Raw genomic sequence first — 21,016 nt, forward strand, 5'->3', positions numbered from 1 at the left:
CGCGATCTTTTAACCCTCAAAAGATCGCGAGACAAGCTCGCTCCTACAGGGGTTAGAGGTCTTGCAGAATATCCGCCATGTCGTCGGCGTGTTCTTCCTCTTGAGCCAAGATCTCTTCGAAGATGCGACGTGTGGTCGGGTCTTTGTCACCGATGTACTGGATGATTTCGCGGTAGCTGTCGACAGCAATACGCTCTGCAACCAAGTCTTCGTAGACCATTTCTTTCAGGTTTTTGCCCGCCACGTACTGCGCATGAGCATTTTTGGACAGCAGGTCGGGGTTGAACTCCGGCTCGCCCCCCAGTTGCACAATGCGTTCTGCCAGTTTGTCGGCGTGTTCCATTTCTTGGTTGGCGTGCTCCAGAAACTCGTCGGCGGCGACGCTGGCCTTGAGCCCATTGGCCATGAAGTAGTGACGCTTGTAGCGCAGCACGCACACCAGTTCAGTGGCTAATGATTCGTTGAGCAGACGCAAAATTTCTTCGCGGTCAGCGCTGTAGCCTTGGGTCACGGCACCGTCTTCGACGTTCTTGCGAGCGCGATCACGCAGGGTGTTTTTATCGGTCAGCTGTATCTGGGTCATTTCATTCTCCTCACTCATCAGGTGGCTGCCACGCTCTGTTGGCGAAGTCAGTTCGTTAGTTGTGAGTTCTGCACGCCGAGAAAGTTTTATCTAATTTCAACCGGCCTGGATTTACCCAGCGGTGTCGTCCAGCGCTCAGACAAGATCACCCCACCCAACGTCAGCGCGCCGCCAATCACGTGGTAGGCGTGCAGTTGTTCGTTGAGCACCACTGCCGCAATGAGCGCAGTCATCAATGGCAGCAGGTTGAAAAACAGCGACGTGCGGCTAGGGCCAAGCACGGCGACGGCCTTCATCCAAGCCAGCGGTGCGAGCATGGACGCCAGCACGCACGCGTACAGCACCAAGCCAATGTTGTGCAGGTTGGGGCCGACTTTGGGCGACACCACGTACAGCGGAAACAGCAGCACAATCGCCACCAGCACTTGCAGGTACAGCATCTGCAACGGCGGTAGGCGCAACTGCCACTTCTTCAACAGCGTGCTGTAAATCGCATAGGCCAGGGTGGCGATCAGCATCATTGCGTCACCCAGGTTTAAACCGTGGGCGAGCAGTGCCTCCAAACTGCCGTTCGATACCACCACCAGCACCCCGGCAAACGACAGCACGGCCCCGACCAGCGCCCCGACGGTCAGGCGTTGCCCCAGGCTGATGATTGACAGGGTCAGCACCATCAGGGGCATCAATGACAGGATGATGCCCATGTTAGTGGCCGACGTGAGGGCGGCGGCGAAGTACGCCAAGCTCTGGTAAATCACCATGCCGAGCAGGCCGAGGATGAAAATCTTGCCCACGTTAGGGCGGATCACCGACCAGTTGGCGATCACCGGTTTAAGCACAAACGGGGTAAACAAAAGGCCCGCCAGCAGCCAGCGGTAAAAACTGATCTCGGTCGGGTAGATGACGCCGACCGCCAGTTTGTTGATGACGGTGTTGCCGGCCCAGATAAAAATGGCCAGCAGAGGGAAAGCGTATTGCATCAGAAACGACCACACGGTGAATGAGCGGTGATTATCCGTCTGTCTGTTTGCAGGCCTATACTTCGATCCAGCCAACCTCGTCGTGAATCCAGACAGCATGCGCAAAAATCTAATCAGTGTTCCCGAATTTGACGGTTTGCCCGCGCCGGTTTACTTCCGTTATGCCGAATTTGATGCCGACAGCCACGCCGTGTCGCACCGGCATGCCTGGGGGGCGCTGGACTACGTGGCCAGCGGGGTCATGCGTTTTGAGGTTGCCGGGCGTCGCTTTATGTCGCCACCTCAGTACGCGGTCTGGGTTCCACCTAATACCGAGCACAGCTCCTACAACTCCAAAGCGATTGTTTACCGCTCGGTTTACCTGGATGCCGTGCATTGCCAGCATTTGCCGCGTGAGCCCGTCACGTTGGCCATCAGCGACATTCTCAAGAGCATCCTCAGCGACTTTGCTCGCCGCGACATTCACATCCCGCAGAGTGAGGCCGACATTCGCTTGGCGCAGGTGTTGGTCGATCAACTGCGTCTGGCACCGGTGCATCAATGCTATTTGCCCTATGCCAGCCATCCAGGGCTACAGCTGGTGCTGGAAGCCCTGCAAGGCCAGCCCGGTGACAACCGGCCGTTGGGGCAATGGGCCGAGCAGGTGCATGTGAGTGAGCGAACCTTGGCGCGCCTGTTTGTGCGTGAGTTGGGTATGAGCTTTGGTGAGTGGCGCCAGCGCCTGCGGTTTCTGGCCGCAATTGAAGCGCTGGAGTCCACCCGCAGCGTGCAAGATGTGGGTTTTGACCTGGGCTACAGCACGTCATCGGCGTTTATTGCGATGTTTCAGCGCCAGGCTGGATGCACCCCAGAGCAGTATCGTCGGCAAACGCGGCACCCTTGAACACCACGGCGCTTGATGTAACGGAGTTTGTCTACACTGAAGAGCGACCGCCACCAATCGGTGCGGCAATAAGGAGAAAACTCCATGAAAATGCTGCGCGTTCCTCTGCTGATGGTGGGTTTGCTGCTGTGCTCTCACGCGTTTGCCGACACCGCCCAACAAAACAAAATGACCAGTTGTAATGCGGATGCCAGCGCCAAGACCCTCAAGGGTGATGAGCGCAAAGCGTTTATGAGCAACTGCCTCAAAGCGACCCCTGCTGCGGCCATGACTCCACAAGAGCGGATGAAAAGCTGCAACGCCACGGCTACCACTCAAGCCCTCAAAGGCGACGCGCGCAAAGCCTTCATGAGTGATTGCCTGAAGAAGAAATAACTCAAAAACCCGAACGGGACCTTGTGGGAGCGAGCTTGCTCGCGATTGAATCGCCACGGTTTTACTGAGACATCGCGTTGTCTGAATCGCGAGCAAGCTCGCTTCCACGGGGTCAGGGTTTCCATCAGTCACAATTTGTAGTGAACTGCGTCGAAGGCTGGCAGACTGCCCATCCCTTTGCGCTGCTTGTTTTGAGGCTGTATGCCATCGTTTTCTCAGCGTCACATTCTGTTTGCCAGCTACACCATCATGGTGGTTGGGCTGTTACTGGTTTTTCCGTTGCGCCTGTTACCCAGCCTGTTGGCGGGTTTGTTGGTTTACGAGCTGGTCAATATGCTCACGCCACAACTTCAGCGCTTAATCGCCGGCCGGCGGGCGCGCTGGCTCGCCGTGGCGTTGTTGGGCACTTTAGTGGTCAGCATTCTGTCGTTGATCTTTGCCGGTGCTATTAGCTTTTTGTTGCATGAAGCCGAAAATCCGGGCGCCTCGCTCAATAAATTCATGGAAGTGGTCGACCGCGCACGTGGTCAGTTGCCGCCATTTTTGGACGGCTACTTGCCTGCCAGCGCTGCTGAATTCCGCATCGCTATCAGTGAGTGGATGAGCAAGCACCTGAGCGACCTGCAACTGGTGGGCAAAGACGCGGCGCACATGTTCGTGACCTTGCTGATTGGCATGGTGTTGGGGGCAATTATTGCCTTGCAGCGCATCCCGGACATCAGTCGGCGCAAGCCGCTGTCGGCCGCCCTGTTCGACCGTTTGCACCTGCTGGTACAGGCGTTTCGCAACATTGTGTTTGCACAGATCAAAATCGCGTTGCTCAACACTGCGTTCACCGGGGTGTTTCTGGCGCTGATTCTGCCACTGTTTGGCGTACACCTGCCGCTGACTAAAACCCTGATCGTGCTGACCTTCCTGCTGGGCTTGTTGCCAGTGATTGGCAACTTGATCTCCAACACACTGATCACCATCGTCGCGTTATCGCTGTCGATCTGGGTGGCGGTGGCTGCGTTGGGCTACCTGATTGTTATCCACAAGCTGGAATACTTTCTCAACGCCAAGATTGTGGGCGGGCAAATCAGTGCTAAGTCTTGGGAGTTGCTGTTGGCGATGCTGGTGTTCGAAGCAGCCTTCGGCCTGCCGGGCGTGGTGGCTGGGCCGATCTACTACGCGTATTTGAAAAGCGAGCTCAAGCAGGTGGAGCTTGTCTGACGACAAGCAGCGGTAAGCGGCAGGCTACAAGCGGCAAGTTAGAGCACAAGCAGAAGCAGCACCGCGCACTGCTCTTAACTTGTAGCTTGCCGCTAAAAGCTTGCCGCTGCTTTTATCAGCCGTAACGCTTTTTAGCTTCAATCGCCAAGCCGCTGCCGATGCTGCCGAAGATGTTGCCTTCTACATGGCGTGCATTGGGCAGCATGGCCGAGACGCTCTGGCGCAACGCCGGAATGCCGCTCGAACCGCCGGTGAAGAACACCGTATCAACCTGCTCAACACCCACACCGGCGCTGGTCAGCAGTTGGGTCACGCTGTTGCGGATGCGTTCGAGTTGGTTGTCGATAGACGCTTCAAACAACGCCCGGCTCAGCTCAACGCTCAGTCCTGCCTCAACCCGGTCCAGCGGCACATGGCGGCTTTCGCTGTGGGTCAGTTCGATTTTGGTTTCTTCGATTTCCATGGCCAACCAGTGACCGGCACGCTGTTCGATCAACTTGAACAGACGGTCGATGCCGCCCGTGTCGACGATGTCGTAACGCATGCTGTTCAGCGCGATCTGGGTTTTTTGCGCGTACACCGAGTTAATGGTGTGCCAGGTCGCCAGGTTCATGTGGTGGCTGGTTGGCATGTAGGCACCGCTTTTCATGCGGCTGCCGTAACCGAACAAAGGCATCACACCTTGCAGGCTCAGTTGTTTGTCGAAGTCGGTTCCGCCGACGTGTACGCCGCCAGTGGCCAGAATGTCGTCCTGGCGGTTGTCTTGGCCGCGACGCTCGGGTGACAGGCGCACCAGCGAGAAGTCGGACGTACCCCCGCCGATGTCGACAATCAGTACCAGTTCTTCGCGCTCAATGGTCGACTCATAGTCAAAGGCGGCCGCAATCGGCTCGTATTGGAATGTCACTTCCTTGAAACCGATGGCCCGGGCCACGTCGATCAGGGTGTTTTCGGCTTCTTGGTCGGCCAGCGGATCGTCATCAACGAAGAACACCGGTCGGCCCAACACCACTTCTTCAAACTCGCGACCGGCGGTGGTCTCAGCGCGTTTTTTAAGTTGGCCGATAAACAGCCCCAGCAAGTCCTTGAACGGCATCGCTGTGCCCAGAACACTGGTGTCGTGCTTGATCAGTTTGGAACCCAGCAGGCTCTTGAGCGAGCGCATCAGGCGGCCTTCGTAGCCTTCCAGGTACTCATGCAGCGCCAGACGACCGTATACCGGGCGGCGTTCTTCAATGTTGAAGAACACCACCGAGGGCAGGGTGATCTTGTCGTCCTCTAGCGCAATGAGCGTTTCCACGCCCGGACGGAGCCAGCCGACGGTGGAGTTGGACGTGCCAAAGTCGATGCCGCAGGCACGGGCTGGAGAGGCGCTTTTCATGTCTTTCGAGTTCCGGTTAAAAAACGGCCGCGCAGTGTATGTCAGACGCTCAAAGAATCGAAGCGCAACGAATCTTTAATTCGCAGGTTTTAATCCTCTTGAAAGACTATCCTTCATCCCCAAACTTCCAGACATGGCTTGGTAGTTGAGAGGCGATTCAGTGAGGCCCGTAGGCTGCCGATAAACTTTTGTAGCGCTGTTCAGTCACACGATTGAGATCGGTCAATCTTCAGGCTGAGTTTCCAGAGCATTCTGGGATGCCCAAAGCTGCGCGATATTGATAACGGATGGTGATCCTTACATGGACTTCAAAGACTATTACAAGATTCTGGGTGTTGAGCCCACGGCTGACGATAAGGCAATCAAGACCGCTTATCGCAAGCTCGCGCGCAAATACCACCCGGATGTGAGCAAAGAAAAAGACGCCGAAGAGAAGTTCAAGGACGTCAACGAAGCGTATGAAGCGCTTAAAAGCGCCGATAAACGCGCTGAATACGATGAAATGCGCAAATACGGTCAGCATGGCCAACCGTTCCAAGGACCGCCGGGCTGGCAGGGTCACTCGAGCGGTGGTTTCGAGGATCAGGGCGATTTTTCAGACTTCTTCAGCTCGATTTTCGGATCGCGTGGCGGCGGCTTTGGTGGGCAATCTGGCCGCAGTGCGGGCCGTCGTGGGCAGGATGTAGAAATGGAATTGCCGATTTTTCTTGAAGAAACCCTGTCTGGCGAATCGAAGCCAATCAGCTTCCAGATTGGCGGTGTCAGCAAGACATTGAATGTAAAAATCCCGGCGGGTGTGACAGACGGTGAACGTATTCGCCTAAAAGGTCAGGGCGGTCCGGGCGTGGGTGGCGGCGCGAACGGCGATTTGTTCCTGATCATTCGTTTTGCGCCGCATCCTAACTTTGATGTTGAAGGCCACGACTTGGTCATCACCGTACCGCTGGCGCCCTGGGAAGCGGCGCTGGGAACCAAGGTGGCAGTGCCAACCCTGACCAGCAAACTCAACCTGACTATTCGTCCCGACAGTCAGAGTGGCCAGCGTTTGCGCATCAAAGGCCATGGCTTGGCGGACAAGCAAGGTCAGCGTGGTGATTTGTATGCCCAATTGAAAGTGGTCATGCCCAAACAGTCCGACGAGGCCACCAAAGCCCTGTGGCAAGAACTCGCCGAAAAAGCGGCATTTGATCCGAGAGCCCAATGGAGTAATTGATCATGAGTAGCACCCTGATCGTTCAGCTGGACATGGAAAGGTTCTGCGAAGAGGCCAATATCCCGGCCACTTACGTGATAGAGATTGTCGAACACGGAATTATCGAGCCTCAGGGCCACGCCCCAAGCGTGTGGCGGTTTGCCGACTATGAGCTGACCATTGCAAGGCGTGCAGCCAAGCTGCATCGAGACCTTGAGATGGAATGGGCAGGCGTCGCATTGGCGCTCGACCTGATCGAGGAAGTGCAGCAGTTGCGCTCTGAGAACAGTCGGCTCAAGCAGCAATTAGGGCGGTTTTTGACCGACTAAATGCCCAAGCCATGCGGCAAGTGCTGCCCATGACTCAACGGTAGGAGCGAGCCTTTTAAAGATCAAAAGATCGCGAGGCAAGCTCGCTCCTACAGGGCCGCAGGTGCGCTACGCGTTTTTTGGCAGCACTACGGTAAACGTCGTGCCTTCGGCTTGCGTTGAGGTCACGTCAATCTGGCCGTGGTGCGCGTCGACTACTTCCTTGACGATAAACAAGCCCAACCCCAGGCTGGTCGACGTGCCGGGCAGTGTGGGGTCTTCGCTCGGGCTGCGCACCAGTGGATCAAACAGGGTGCTAATCGCCTCCTCAGCAATCGGAATGCCTCGGTTGTGTACGCGCAACGTCACTTCGTCGGCGCTGCCCGTCACACTTAACGTGATGTCGCCTTTGCGGGCGCCATGTTGCAGAGCATTACCAATCAGGTTTTGCAGTAACTGGCCGATACGGCTCGGGTCCCATAAACCTTCAACCTCACCCTCGACCCGCAAGGTCGGTGTGCAGTCGGGTTGTCCGGCGCCCGCTTCCTCAAGTGCGCTCTGGCAGGCGTTGCCTAGATTCATCAAGCGCCGTTCAATGGGCAAGCCGGTCCCTAAGCGGCTGCGTACAAACTCCAGCAAATCACTGACCATCGCCCCCATGTGGCGCGCGCCATTTTTAATCGCGGCCACATAGCTCAGCGCATTGGCATCCAGCTTGGCTTTGCGTTCGAGCATTTCGGTGGACATGCTCACCGCTTGCAGCGGAGCACGCAGGTCGTGGCCCAGAATAGCCAGGAAGATATCCCGCGAACGGTTGACCTGTTCGGCATAGGCTGCCGTGGACTCGGCCAGCGCTTCATCAATCGCTTCGTTAAAGCGAATCATGTCTTGCAGATGAGTATGCGCGGGGCTGTCGACGCTTTTTACCCACAGGCGAATCACGCACGCACGCAAATGGCGGAACTCTGAAGTCATCTGCACCAGATCAAAGCCGACGGCATGGCGCAACTCACCATGGCTGGCAGAGGCGCGGTCCAGGCTTGGGGTTTTGTCCAGGATTTCGCCCTCGGCTTTGGCCTGTTGTTCGCTGGCGGTTTGCGCGGTGTTCATGTCGCGCGAGGCCGCCAGCAGCATGGCCTTTGCATGATCACGCAACTCGACGCTGTCCATGTTTTCGGCAGCGGGCGTGATGGTTGTGGCGAATTGCTCCCACTCATCGACGATGCGGTCAACGTTTTGCACGATGAATTCTGACAGGCGCATGGCCAACTTCCTGGTTTAAAGAGCTGTGATAAAGCGGGTGTTGCATCTTAGCCGTTAAAGTAACTTTGCAATACAACCACGGATCTACCTGTGGTGCGTGCACGGAATATATAGATACCTCTTGAGTGATTCACCTCCTCGATAAGCTGATGGCCTCACCATTTATCAAGGAATTTTCTATGTCTGAGACGACAGTCCGTGTGTTGCCTCCCGGCGCAACGCCGATCACCAAGGCGCGCCATTATGAGCTTATAAAGGCCTCTATCCCCCAGTACCTAGTAGAGGCTAAGCCAGAGCATCGCGCTTTACTTAAAAGCACCAAGCCACGTATTCCGGACTGGTATAACGCTTTGACACCCGTTCGTAAAAAAGACCTCAAGCCTCTGCTGGCGGCGCGGTTTACCTCGCAGAATCGTCTGGATAAGCTCTTGAGCAAAGTGCTGACGCTTGAGGCGTTTGCACAGCCATTATTGGACGCCGCCCTTAAGAAAGCAGGGTTTCCCTTAGCCGTGAATGACGTGTATCTGCGGCTCTACACGCCCACGGAAGATGCTTTTGGCATCGTCACTGGGGGCTACAGCGTGCGCACGTTGTCATTGCTACAAGCGGCATTGCACAACTTCGAACAGTCCGAAACGCAAGCCAATTATTTTGCTGGAGAATCTGGCTTTACAACGCCGCCCGATAAATTAGGCCGATTCAAACCTTATGTCACCGCACTAAAAATTGAGTCATTTACGCAACTGTGCCGTGTCCTCGATATTGGCGCTAAATACCAGGAGTACCTCAAACCTCATTTAGATCCGGAAGAGCCCGTGCCCCGAGCCGAATTGGAACGGTGTTACGTCACTCAGCAAAAAGACATGCTCAGGTTGGATGCGCAAATCGCGTTAGACAAAGGGGATATTGCCCTCGACAAGTTTGACCTGATACTGCGAGTGATTAGCGGTGAGCGCAACATCAAGGTAGGCGATCAGCAACTGTGGTATTGGACCCCCTATATCATGAAAATCGTGTTGCACGGCTGCGTGGTCTTTGCACCAAGCGTGAAATACAAGTATGCCAAAGACTTCATTGTCTGGATTCCAGGCGACCCCGAACATCCTTTGAAGTGGTATGCCACGTTTGATGATTTTCGCGACGAATTGGTGCGCAAACTTACGGCTCCCAGTAAGGCATTAACACAGACCGGTCTTACGCCTTATCAGGCGTTTCTGAGTCGGTTTGTCCAGCAAAGTGATCAGCCTCGGTACTACCAACATTTAACCGAACTGGTTAAGGATGCGCCTGCCCAGCCTTGGGGCATGGAATGGTTTCGCTCTGAAAACACCCAGTCCTGGATCCGCGTATTAGCGCCGATACCTTCGTTGCCGCTCATCGTACCGCCCAACCCCGACACCCATAGCTCGCGTGTTCAAATTGCACATCCCTCAATCCGTGTAAAGGCCACCACGCTGGACGGAGGCAGTGATTGGGCAGACCTAGATCTATGGAGCACCTTGCTCGGCAATATGCGTACGCAAACCTATGCCAATGCGCAATGCATGGCGCTACCCACTGCGATGGTCGATGCCAATAATCGCTCGTTGCGCTACTCGCACTACCTGAACCTCGGGCTGCTTGTAGCCAACGTGGTAGCGATGGTCGTACCGCCCTTGGGCCAGGTCATCATGGTGGTGATGGCGGGGCAATTGCTTCACGAAACCTTCGAAGGTCTTATCGAATGGGGCGAGGGTGACAAGGATGCAGCGTGGGCTCACATCAGCGACGTGCTGGAGAATTTGGCAACACTGGTGGTAGGCGCTGCGGTATTCCACGTTGCAGCGCCGGCTGTCGAAAAACTCAAAGTGGTGTTCTTGCCCAATGGTTCAAAACGGCTGTGGAATGAGGATCTGAGGCCCTATGAAAGCTCAATTGAAATTCCTCTTAATTCCCGGCCGGATGAGACGGGGCTCCACACAATAAATGGAAAGAGCGTGCTGTTGCACGAAGGCAAACGCTATGAGCTGCAATTCGATCCCATTTCCGGGGATCACGGTGCCGTTCATCCTTCTAAGCCACATGCTTATAAGCCCGTGTTCAAACACAAAGGGCAGGGTGTTTGGGTGCATGAGGGCGAGAAGCCGCTGACTTGGGATCTACCGATGCTTAAGCGCCGCCTGGGGGCCTTGAGTACAGATTTCAGCGATACCGAATTCGACAACATCCTTAAGATCAGTGATGTGCAGGAAGATGACCTGCGCCGTATATATGCCGAGGACCAGCCATTACCCGGCTTGCTGGTAGACAGTCTGCGTCAGTATGGGGCCTATACCAAAGCCATGAAGGCTGTCGAAGAAGTACGGGCCGGGCCTCTTTCTAGGGATCTGAGTACGTACAGTGTGGTCTTTACCACCGAGCTTGAGAGGTGGCCGCAGACCATCGCCTTTGATGTCTACGATGAGGCTATGCCGCAGGTAAAAGCCAAGCGTTACGGCAGCGAGCTGGCAACGGGCCGCAACGTCATCAGAATCAGCCAACAAGAGCTGATGAAGGGGGAGTTGCCGGGGCGAGTGCTCCATGTGCTGAGCCCGTCGCAAATAGAAGGGTTACTGGGCCAGCGGATTACCATTGACACCGAAGATCGAGTGCGTGTGTTCAAAGAGCGACTGGCCATGCACATGGAGAACACTATTCATCGCCTTTATTCAAGTTTGTCTGGTGAGCCTGTGGCGAACACCGACCCCGCACACGCATCTATTCAACTCATCAAGCGTCTGTTCCCCAAACTGTCCCCTACCCTGGCTCGTGAGCTCGTGGTTGAGGCTAACCCCGCGGAAAGTCTTCAGCTCAAGGGCGGTAAATTACCGGTGCGCCTGCACAGGCTCGCCCGCCAATGGCAGCGTCAAACCCGCTTGTCTGCCGCTTATTTAGGTGGGTATTTGGACGGTTTGATTACGGCCGATACCGAAACCCTGGTATTGAACTCCCTTGGAAATCTGCCGGGCTGGGAAAGCAACCTGCGTATTGAAATACGCGATGGCGACTTCAGAGGGAAGTTGCGAACCAGTTTTGGCGAGTCTGACACGAGCGACTATAAGGTCTTAGCCCGAATATCGGACGGCCGTTATCAGGCGTTTGACCGCGAAGGCAATCATCTGCACGGTGTTGATGACCTTTACAGCAGCCTGCAGCATGCCTTGCCGGATGGGCATCGCAAGGCGATTGGCTTGCCCCATGTCGGCCAAGGGGGGCAGTTAAAGCTCAAGCTCCAGCAGCACGCATTACCGCGCCCCAATTTACGCGAACTATTAGGCATGCAAGCAGATAACCGCCCCCATTTTCTACCTCCCGAGCGTTTGTCTGACGGGCGACTGGGTTATCCGCTCAGTGGTCGAGGCGCTACAGGCGCTGCCCCCGGAATCAATGAGATTTTGAAGATACGGCTTAAAAACCTCTATCCCGAGTTAGGTGAGTCGGGGCTGTCGGGTTTTTTGGATGCCCATGGGGAAAATGCAGCGGCGCGTATAAGGGAGTTGGAGGATGAATTAGCCCAGTTGGACAGCGCGCTCAATCAATGGCTTATTTCGACTAGTGATGGGCACGAGCTGGACCCGAGTGGTGTTTCGTGGGATCGCCGACGGGTAGTGCTAAAAAACCGGCATTGGGTCCGTGACCGTCTGAAGAACGCCTGGCGTCGAGTGGGCGAAAGGCATGTGTACAAAGGCCGCACTATTGGTCAAGCCTTGGTATTCAATAAGCCGGGGTTAGGCCCCGTCTTGGAGTCCTTGCCGCAACTGTCGGCGGACTTTGGTCATGTCACCCGGCTAGTCATGGATGGAATAGGCGCAACTGATAGCATCGATGGCTTTATGTCTCACTTCAGCAAGCTGCGCTCGCTGGACATCACTGGTTGCGACCTCACGCAATTACCCGCGTCGATTGGACGTATGCCGCGTTTGGGCCAGTTGGACTTGTCGTTTAACCACATTGAGCTGACGCCTGAGTCTGTGATCCAACTGAGCCGTTTGCCTCGCATGCAACTGATGTCGCTGGAGCTCAACCCGATCAAGTTGCCCCCGAATATCAGTCACATGCCTCATCTGGACGGATTGAATCTAAGAGATTGTGGGGTTACGCAATGGCCAACAGGTTATTTGGCTGTCCCACGGCCTCGAGGATTTCAGATGTTCCTTGATCGCAATCCTTTATCAAGCATTCCTGAGGTAGCGCCAGGTTCTGATAGGGCTAATACCTTGGCCCGAGCATTGGTGACTTACGATGACTTGCCATTTGAAGTGCGCGATAAGTTGAAAACTTACAGGGAGGCAGCAGGACTTGATCCTGAACGGCAAATGCCCGCTGGACTCGAAGGGGACAGCGGCAATTGGTTGCTCGGTTTAAGCGCTGAAGAGGTCGCGAGTAACCAAGCCTTATGGAATCGCATAGAACTGGAGCATGGTTCAGAACCCCTGTTTAATCTTTTGAAACAGCAAGTTTGGTCGTTCAAGGATCGCCCACTCGAGGTGCACAAGGACATGCAAAGCAAGGTCTGGCGGATGTTGGGGGCGATGGACGAAAGCCCTCAGCTTCTCGACAAGATTTTTCTAATGGCCTCTGCGCCTGCGACCTGTGTGGATGCCGGGGCACAGATTTTCAATTCATTGGGCATTGAGGTGATGTTGTATGAAATCTACCAATTGCCACAGGAGTGGCTGGTTAAGTTGGAGATCTTAGACCTCTCCAGAGGTAAGGCGCGTCTCAATCAATTAGGCAAAATTGCGCGCGCGCGGGTGGATGAACTGATCGCCGAAGGGCGTCGTGTTCCGGAGTACGACGAGGCGGGTAATTTTGTGCCTAATATCCGTAACGGCATTGCGCTGAAGTCCATCGATGAAGTCGAAATCTACCTCAAATACACGGTCGAGCTTAAAGACCAGCTCGACTTGCCTTGGCAAATAGACCATATGGTCTTCCCCGAGGAAGATGTCACTGAAGAGATGGTAGACAGAGCAGCCGTCCACGTGAGGGCTCTGGAAGCGGGCACAGGGTTGCGTGATCAATTACTTGAACTGCCGATGTGGACTGAGTTCCTTGAGCGCTCTAACCCTGAGGCATTTGAAGCGATAAAAAATAAAATAAATGCCACGATCGACTTGCAGGAAGCGCAAGAAAAATTAGCAGATCCGGGTGCTAAGTTCTCCGAAGGACAAAAGGAGGCATTGCGCAAGGACGTCCAGACGGCAGCCTACACCCTCGGCATCACGGTAGTACCAGGGCAGGTACTTACTGATGAGGCGTATTACACGCAATTGAACGCTATTAACCTAGAGAAGACGGAGATGATGCAATCGCTGACGGGTAAAGTGTTGAATTAAGCCCGACACTGACGAGACGAAACAGGTAAAGCTGACACCTGATTCGCCAGTTAACTGATGCGACGCCGCGTGTTAAAAGCCGCGTCTATTCACGTGAGCGGCACTACATAGATAGCCCTTGCTGCCGGTTGACCCTCGATAAGCTGATGACTCAGACATTTATCGAGGGTCAACCATGTTTGATTCCAGCACTCAAGCCTCATCCCTGATGATTCAACCTGCACGGCGAGGGCGTCATGATGCCTTTCTTAAGCGGTCATTTCCTCAATGGCTGCTCGACAGCAGCGTTGAACGCAAGACCGAACTCAAGAACACCCAACCCCATATTCCGAACTGGTATGCCACTGCGCCCGACAGGCAAAAAGCACAGCTAAAATCGTTACTGAAGGATCGATTCACTTCGCAAAATCGCTTGGATAAGCACCTGCAAGCCTTGCAGACGGCGCAGGCTTTCGCGCAACCGCTGTTAGAGGCCGCCCTCAACGCAGTGGGCTTCTCACTGCCCGTGAATGACGTGTATCTGCGTCTATACACGCCGACGACGGATGCCTTCGGTGTCGGGTCTGGGGCACACAGTGTGAGTACGTTGTCATTGCTGCAAGCGGCGCTGCACAACTTTGAACAGCCTGAAACGCAAGCCAATTACTTTGCTGAAGAGTCCGGCTTTATTACACAGCCCGATGAACTGGGGCGTTATCAACCCTATAGCACTTCACTGAAAATCGAGACATTCACCCAGCTGTGCCGCGACCTTGATATTGGCGCTCAATACCAGGAACACCTACAGACGTACTTCAATCCCCAGGGCTTGGTGTCCCAAGGCATATTGGAACACCGCCATGCCACGCAGCAAAAAGCCATGCTCAAGCTGGATGCGGAAATTGCCTTGCTCAAAGGCGATATTGATTCCATCAGCCATGCTCTGGTGCTGCGCGTGATCAACGGTGAACACAACATCAGAGTGGGCGAGCAGCAACTGTGGTACTGGACCCCATGTGTGATGGGGCTTGTGCTGCATGGCTGTGTGGTCTTAGCCCTTGGCAGGAAATACCGCTATGCCGACGAGTTCATCGTCTGGATTCCGGGCGATCCTGAGCACCCCCTTAAGCGGTATGCCACGTTTACAGATTTTCGTGACGAACTGGTGCGCAAGCTAACGGCACGTAGTACGACATTGAGGCAGAACGGCCTGACGCCCTATCAGGAGTTTCTAACCCGGTTTATTAAACAAACGGATCTTGCTTATTACTACAAGCGCTTAACCGAGCAAGTTGATGATGCGCCTGATCAGCCTTGGGGTATGAGATGGTTTCGCTCCGAAACCACCCAGTTCTGGTTTCGCGCATTGGCGCCGCTAGCTTCGTTGGCGCTAGCCGTACCGCCCAACCCTGAACTCCACAAACGCCGTGTACAGGCTGACCACCCATCGATCCACGTCAATGCCATTACTTTGGGTGACGAAGCCTATTGGGCAGAGCTGGATCCCTGGAGCACATTGCTCAAAGAAATGTGTGCCCAAGCCTTTGCCAATGCGCAAGCCATGGCGATACCCACCGCGATGGCCGATGCCAATAATCGCTCATTGCGAACTTCGCACTACCTGAACATCGGGCTGTTTGCAGTCAACCTGGTTGCGATGGTCATACCGCCCTTGGGCGAAGTCATGCTGGTGGTGATGGCGGGGCAACTGCTTTACGAAACCATTGAAGGGATTCATGAATGGTCCGACGGCGACAAGGAAGCTGCTTGGATCCACCTCAGTGATGTACTGGACAATGTGGCGATATTGGCAGTAGGTGCGGGGGTCTTCTATATGGCGTCACCGATTATCGATGGACTCAAAAGAATCACCCTGCGCAATGGGGCTCAACGGTTGTGGAACGTTGACCTGCGTCCCTATGAGCGTCTGATTGAAATTTCTCCAAGCACCAAGGTGAATGAGCTGGGGCTTCACTTGATCGAGGGAGAGGAAGTGTTGTCGCACAAAGATAAAACCTATGTGCTGGAGAACGACCCCATTTACGAGCAATACCGTGCCATTCACCCCTCTAACCCAGAGGCTTATAGGCCCAAATTTAAGAACAGTGGCTTCGGGGTATGGGTCGATGAAGAAGATCAGCCTCTGACATGGCGTCGCCCAACGCTGAAGCGTCGCTTGGGGCCGTTGGTGAAGGGGCTACGCGACATAGACATCGAACTCATGCTCAAGGTGTGTGACGTGCAAGAGGGTGACCTGCGGCGGATGTATGCCGAAGGCGAGCCGATGCCGGTATTACTGCTGGAAAACTTGCACCAATTTGAGGCGTACACCAAGGCCGAGCGTGCAGTCACTGAAGTGCGGTCCGGTCGTATTTCCGAAGAGTTGTGCGGCTATGCGGCCGCGTTCACGGTTGACATGCCCGGCTGGCCAGCAGCCAAAGCAGTTGCGGTGGCAGATTCATCAGCGCTCAATGCAAACAGCATTCAATATGGCAATGCTCGTGCAGCGCAGGCTGATGTGATCAAAATAAGCCGTGCTGAGGTGATGGCAGGTGGGCTGCCGGGCCGCGTGGTGGACGCCTTGAGCATGCCGCAACTTGAAGCGCTGATGGGCAATCGTCTGCCCTTTGATCGGGCAAATCGCCTGGATATGCTCAAAGAACAGTTAAGCGGGCATATGGAGAAAAATATTAAGCGACTGTTCAACAGCTTGCGTGAGGAACCTGTCGCCATGGCAGACCCTGCGCGTCCATCCATTGAGCTGATTCAACAGATGTTTCCCACATTACCCAACGTAATGGCTCGGCGATTGATCGCCCAGGCGGGGCCTGACGAAATCAAACTGCTCGCCACGGGCAAAGTACCGTTACGTTTGATGACATCGGCCCGTACGTTGCAGCGCGACACGCGGCTTTCCTCTGCGTACTTAGGGTTTTACCTGGACGGATTGGTCACGGCAGATACCGAAGTCTTGGTCTTGAATACGCTCCAAATACTGCCGGGTTGGAAAAAAAATCTGCGTCTTGAAGTGCGTGAGGAGTCTTTCACCGGCCGACTGAGGGTCAGTGTTGGCAAAAAAGATGATCGCTATCGAAAAGTGCTGGTGAGAACCTCCGATGGCAAATACCAAGCTTTTGATGCCGAGGGCAATCAACTGCACGGCATTGATGACCTTTACAGCAGCATGCAACACGCCCTGCCGGATGATTATCGAAAAGCGCTTGGGGTGCCTCATGTCGGGCAAGGGTTGCAGTTAAGGCGAGGCTTGCAGCGTCGTGCGTTATCGCGCGGCCGACTGCAAGAGCTGTTGAAATTGAAAACCGATAGCCGCCCCTTTTTCTTGCCACCCCAGCGTTTGATTGATGGCCGGTTGGGGTATGTGCTCAGCGGTAGTGGTGTGATTGTTGAGGATGATGCCGAGTGGGTGGCGATAAAAGTTCGGCTGGGACGGCTTTATCCAACGTACACGTCAAACGAGATAAATGAATTTTTCAAATATAAAGATGTGCGCTCCAAACTCCGCCTCCAAACGTTGGAGGATGAATTTGATGCGTTTACCACCGCACTGGGGAACTGGAATTACCAGCCCATCGAAGGCAGACCTTTGAGTGCCACAACAACACCGCAAGAGCAACACATTCTAGGGCTCAGGCGCCAGGTGCGTGAGCGCCTGGAAAATGCATGGCGTCGATCTGGCCAGCCTTACTTTGAGCGTACGGGGCAATCACCGGGCCAACAGCTGAGTTTTCCAATGGCGGGCGTGGGGCCGGTTTTACAGAGTTTGCCGGCGCTGGGTGCTGATCTGAGTCACGTCAGCAAACTCAATTTGTCAGGGCTTGGGATCACCGACGGGATTGACACATTTCTTTCCAGTTTCAAGCACCTGCGGGAACTGCACATGACGGGCGAGTCGTTGACTCATCTGCTCCCAGCCATCACGGACATGCCATTTTTAGAGGTGCTCAATCTCGAAGGCAACCCTATTGTGCTGACCCAGGAAGCGGTCGCTCAGTTACGAACCTTGACCCTTATGCGGACGTTGAACCTTGAGGGCTGCCCGCTGGGTTTGGCCCCGGATGTCAGCCGTATGCCGTACCTGTCGAGTTTGACGCTGACTCAATGCAACCTTGATCGTTGGCCGACGGGGCTCTTCGCGCACCCGCGTGCGCGTGAATTCAAGCTGCTTCTGGATAAGAACCCGCTTCGTCACATTCCCGATGTAGCGCCAGGTTCGGATAAGGCGGCCATCGTTGCTCGCACCTTTTTGACCCTGAGCGAGGTCTCCGAGCAGGTGGCTGAGCGCTACAACCTGTATGTCGAGTCGGTGGGACTAGAACCGCTGCGACATATTCCGTCGAAGTTTGGGCTTGATAGCAACTACTGGCTCAATGGTTTATCGCCCGAGCAAGTGATTCATAACCTAACGCTGTGGAATACGGTTGAGGCACATACGGGTTCTGAACCTTTTTTCAATGTCATCCGCGATCAGGCTCGCCACTTGGACCTTCGTAGTCAGGCGTTCAAGCAGGACATGAGTGCCAAGGTCTGGCGCATGCTGCAAGCGATCTCCGATAGCACCGTACTTCGCGACACGTTGTTCGAGATGGCCGCAGCTCCTTTTCTTTGCGTGGATGCGGGTGTGCAGTTGTTTAATGCGATGGGGGTTGAAGTCAGGGTGCACGAGATTTATCGCGGTCCGAGGTTATTAGCAGGCGTCAAACTTTTTGAACTGGCTAGAGGCAAGGTGCGGCTGGATGAGTTGGGTGCCATTGCCCGTTCACGGGTTCGTGTGCTTGAAGCCGAAGGGCGTCTGCACCCTGAGTACGATGCGAGCGGTAAACGAGTGCTGCACGTTGACAGCAATGGCAGGCCAGTCCGCGACATTGATGAGGTTGAAATCTACCTGGCCTACACCACTGAACTGGCGCAAAGGCTGGATTTACCATGGCAGTCATCCGAAATGATGTTCCCCGAGGCTGATGTGCCCCCGGCAATGATTGAGCGTGCCTTTAAACGCGTTAACGAGCGGGAGCAAGGAGGCGGCCTGATTGATCATCTTTTGGATCAGCCCATCTGGACTGAATATTTGAAAGGTGCTTATGCGGAACAGTTCAAGCCGATAAGGAAAAAAATGATCGCCTTGACCGATTTGCAGGTAGCGCTGCGCGACTGGGTCGAAGCGCCGGGCTTAACGGAGCAACAGCGGGCGAAGTTACGCATAACCATCGAAACATCCGCCCGGTTGCTGGGTAAATCTGCTGACGAGGTGGCCCTCGGCAGATTGATGTCCAATACGGTCTATGACGAGTACATGCGTGAACTTGATGGCGAGGAGCGTGAACTCATGCATAGCTTGACAGCAACCATTTCCAGGCCACCGCTGGATTCCCTGATGAGCGATTCAGACTCTGACTTTGAGTAAGAGCCTGAGTGCTAAAGGCGCGTTTTAAAATAAAAAATAACGCTGTGCCATGGGCAGTACGTCGGCCGGCTCACACCACAGCAACACGCCATCGGCCTTGACCTGGTAGGTCTGTGGGTCGACTTCAATGTGGGGCAAATAGCCGTTGTGAATCAGATCGGTTTTTTGCACATCGCGACAGCCTTTGACCACAGCGATTTGCTTTTTAAGGCCGAGGGCTTCGGGCACCCCCGCATCAAAGGCCGCCTGGCTAATAAACGTCAGGCTGGTGGCATGTCGCGAGCCGCCATAGCTGGCAAACATCGGTCGGTAGTGAACCGGCTGCGGGGTCGGGATAGAAGCATTGGCATCGCCCATCAAGCTCGACGCAATCGCTCCACCCTTAAGAATTAACGTTGGCTTGACCCCGAAAAACGCTGGGCGCCACAGCACCAGATCGGCCCATTTACCGACTTCAATCGAGCCCACTATATGGCTCACGCCGTGGGTAATCGCCGGGTTGATGGTGTACTTGGCGATGTAACGCTTGGCGCGGAAGTTGTCGTTGCCAGGCGCGTCTTCGGGCAGGGGGCCACGTTGTTTTTTCATCTTGTCGGCGGTTTGCCAGGTGCGCGTAATCACCTCGCCCACACGCCCCATCGCTTGGCTGTCGGAGCTGATCATCGAGAACGCGCCCAAGTCGTGCAGGATGTCTTCGGCGGCAATCGTTTCGCGACGAATGCGGCTTTCGGCGAAGGCCACGTCTTCGGCAATGCTAGGGTCTAAGTGATGGCAAACCATCAGCATGTCGAGGTGTTCGTCGATGGTGTTGCGGGTGAACGGCCGGGTCGGGTTGGTGGAGCTGGGCAGCACGTTGGTTAGGCCGCATGCCTTGATGATGTCTGGCGCGTGCCCGCCGCCTGCGCCTTCGGTGTGGTAGGTGTGGATAGTGCGACCCTTGAACGCCGCCAGAGTAGATTCGACAAAGCCCGACTCATTGAGCGTGTCGCTGTGAATCGCCACCTGCACGTCATACAGGTCGGCCACGTTCAGGCAGTTGTCGATAGAGGCGGGCGTGGTGCCCCAGTCCTCGTGCAACTTAAGGCCGATGGCACCCGCTTCGACTTGCTCGATCAGCGGCTGCGGTAGGCTGGCGTTGCCCTTGCCGGTGAAGCCCATGTTCATCGGGAACGAATCGGCGGCTTGCAGCATGCGCGCCATGTGCCATGGGCCGGAGGTGCACGTGGTGGCGTTAGTGCCCGTGGCTGGGCCGGTGCCGCCGCCGATCATGGTGGTCACGCCGCTGTTGAGCGCTTCTTCGATCTGCTGCGGGCAGATGAAGTGAATATGGGTGTCGATGCCGCCTGCGGTGAGGATCATCCCTTCACCGGCGATGACCTCGGTGCTGGCGCCAATGGCGATGGTCACGTTGGGCTGAATGTCCGGGTTGCCGGCTTTACCAATAGCGTGGATGCGGCCATTTTTGAGGCCCACATCGGCTTTGACGATGCCCCAGTGATCGATGATCAGTGCATTGGTAATCAGCGTGTCCACGACCTCGGCGGCGAGCAACTGGCTTTGGCCCATGCCGTCACGAATGACCTTGCCACCGCCAAACTTCACTTCTTCACCGTAGGTGGTGAAGTCCTGCTCAACCTCGATCCACAGGTCGGTATCGGCTAAACGAACCTTGTCGCCCACGGTAGGGCCGAACATATCGGCGTAAGCCTGGCGGGAAATTTTCATGGAAATATCCTGTGTAGCAGTTGCCGAAGGCGACGTCCGGTTGCGAAGCGACCGTCAATGCGGCAAGTGCGTTGTGTCAGAAATGCAGCGTTGGTTGGTTTGACGGCCTTCGGCCGGACGCAGCCTTCGGCAGCTGCTACGGGTCAGGTTTGGGTTAATCCAGATTGCCCATGACGCGCCCGGCAAAGCCGAACACGCGACGCAGCCCGGCAAGCTCTACCAGTTCCACTTCGCGGGTCTGACCCGGCTCGAAGCGCACTGCCGTGCCTGCCGGAATATTCAGGCGCATGCCACGGCTGTCGCCGCGATCAAACATCAGCGCGTCGTTAGTCTCAAAGAAGTGGTAATGCGAGCCC

13 protein-coding genes are annotated in these 21,016 nt (G+C 55.3%); 7 read left to right on the forward strand and 6 right to left on the reverse strand.

Annotated features, from left to right (window positions below; translation table 11 throughout):
* Positions 1-52: 52 nt before the first annotated feature.
* Positions 53-583, reverse strand: coding sequence for a ferritin-like domain-containing protein (locus B347_RS0103590; protein WP_019408339.1), 531 nt, complete (start codon positions 581-583; stop codon positions 53-55).
* A gap of 86 nt (positions 584-669) precedes the next feature.
* Positions 670-1,563, reverse strand: coding sequence for a DMT family transporter (locus tag B347_RS0103595; protein WP_019408340.1), 894 nt, complete (start codon positions 1,561-1,563; stop codon positions 670-672).
* 97 nt (positions 1,564-1,660) lie between these two features.
* On the opposite strand from B347_RS0103595, the gene B347_RS0103600 reads away from it, so the two are divergent.
* The 3 genes from B347_RS0103600 (at position 1,661) to B347_RS0103610 (ending at position 4,033) form a co-directional block, all read left to right on the forward strand.
* Complete coding sequence (locus B347_RS0103600) at positions 1,661-2,446, forward strand: AraC family transcriptional regulator (protein ID WP_019408341.1); 786 nt, start codon at positions 1,661-1,663, stop codon at positions 2,444-2,446.
* Positions 2,447-2,530: 84 nt separating this feature from the next.
* Positions 2,531-2,821 carry a PsiF family protein gene (locus B347_RS0103605; RefSeq protein ID WP_019408342.1) on the forward strand — a complete coding sequence of 97 codons (291 nt, stop codon included), beginning with the start codon at positions 2,531-2,533 and terminating at the stop codon, positions 2,819-2,821.
* Between the two features lie 201 nt (positions 2,822-3,022).
* Positions 3,023-4,033 (forward strand): AI-2E family transporter, encoded by a 1,011-nt coding sequence (locus B347_RS0103610; protein ID WP_019408343.1) that lies wholly within the window; start codon positions 3,023-3,025, stop codon positions 4,031-4,033.
* A 115-nt stretch (positions 4,034-4,148) separates the two neighbouring features.
* Here the strand turns inward: B347_RS0103610 and B347_RS0103615 are convergent, their stop codons facing one another.
* Entirely contained in the window at positions 4,149-5,414 is a 1,266-nt protein-coding gene (locus tag B347_RS0103615; RefSeq protein ID WP_019408344.1) for an Hsp70 family protein, read from the reverse strand.
* 301 nt (positions 5,415-5,715) lie between these two features.
* Between B347_RS0103615 and cbpA the strand changes: the two genes are divergently transcribed.
* Complete coding sequence (gene cbpA / locus B347_RS0103620) at positions 5,716-6,627, forward strand: curved DNA-binding protein (RefSeq protein WP_019408345.1); 912 nt, start codon at positions 5,716-5,718, stop codon at positions 6,625-6,627.
* 2 nt (positions 6,628-6,629) lie between these two features.
* Positions 6,630-6,935 carry a chaperone modulator CbpM gene (locus B347_RS0103625; RefSeq protein WP_019408346.1) on the forward strand — a complete coding sequence of 102 codons (306 nt, stop codon included), beginning with the start codon at positions 6,630-6,632 and terminating at the stop codon, positions 6,933-6,935.
* Positions 6,936-7,043: 108 nt separating this feature from the next.
* Here the strand turns inward: B347_RS0103625 and B347_RS0103630 are convergent, their stop codons facing one another.
* Positions 7,044-8,177, reverse strand: coding sequence for a sensor histidine kinase (locus B347_RS0103630; protein ID WP_019408347.1), 1,134 nt, complete (start codon positions 8,175-8,177; stop codon positions 7,044-7,046).
* 125 nt (positions 8,178-8,302) lie between these two features.
* Between B347_RS0103630 and B347_RS0103635 the strand changes: the two genes are divergently transcribed.
* Positions 8,303-13,534, forward strand: a complete 5,232-nt coding sequence (locus B347_RS0103635; protein WP_081498258.1) for a dermonecrotic toxin domain-containing protein — start codon at positions 8,303-8,305, stop codon at positions 13,532-13,534.
* A gap of 175 nt (positions 13,535-13,709) precedes the next feature.
* The gene (locus tag B347_RS0103640) at positions 13,710-18,935 is read left to right on the forward strand and encodes an NEL-type E3 ubiquitin ligase domain-containing protein (protein ID WP_019408349.1); all 5,226 of its coding nucleotides are present in this window, start codon (positions 13,710-13,712) and stop codon (positions 18,933-18,935) included.
* Positions 18,936-18,959: 24 nt separating this feature from the next.
* Here the strand turns inward: B347_RS0103640 and ureC are convergent, their stop codons facing one another.
* Together ureC and ureB are read right to left on the reverse strand one after the other, a co-directional pair.
* On the reverse strand, positions 18,960-20,660 hold the full coding sequence (gene ureC / locus B347_RS0103645; protein ID WP_019408350.1) for an urease subunit alpha: 1,701 nt from the start codon (positions 20,658-20,660) through the stop codon (positions 18,960-18,962).
* 154 nt (positions 20,661-20,814) lie between these two features.
* Positions 20,815-21,016: urease subunit beta (gene ureB / locus B347_RS0103650; protein ID WP_019408351.1), on the reverse strand; the 202-nt coding region annotated here is incomplete at its 5' end.

It is taken from the genome of Pseudomonas psychrophila HA-4 (genome assembly GCF_000282975.1).
GTDB lineage: Bacteria > Pseudomonadota > Gammaproteobacteria > Pseudomonadales > Pseudomonadaceae > Aquipseudomonas > Aquipseudomonas psychrophila_A.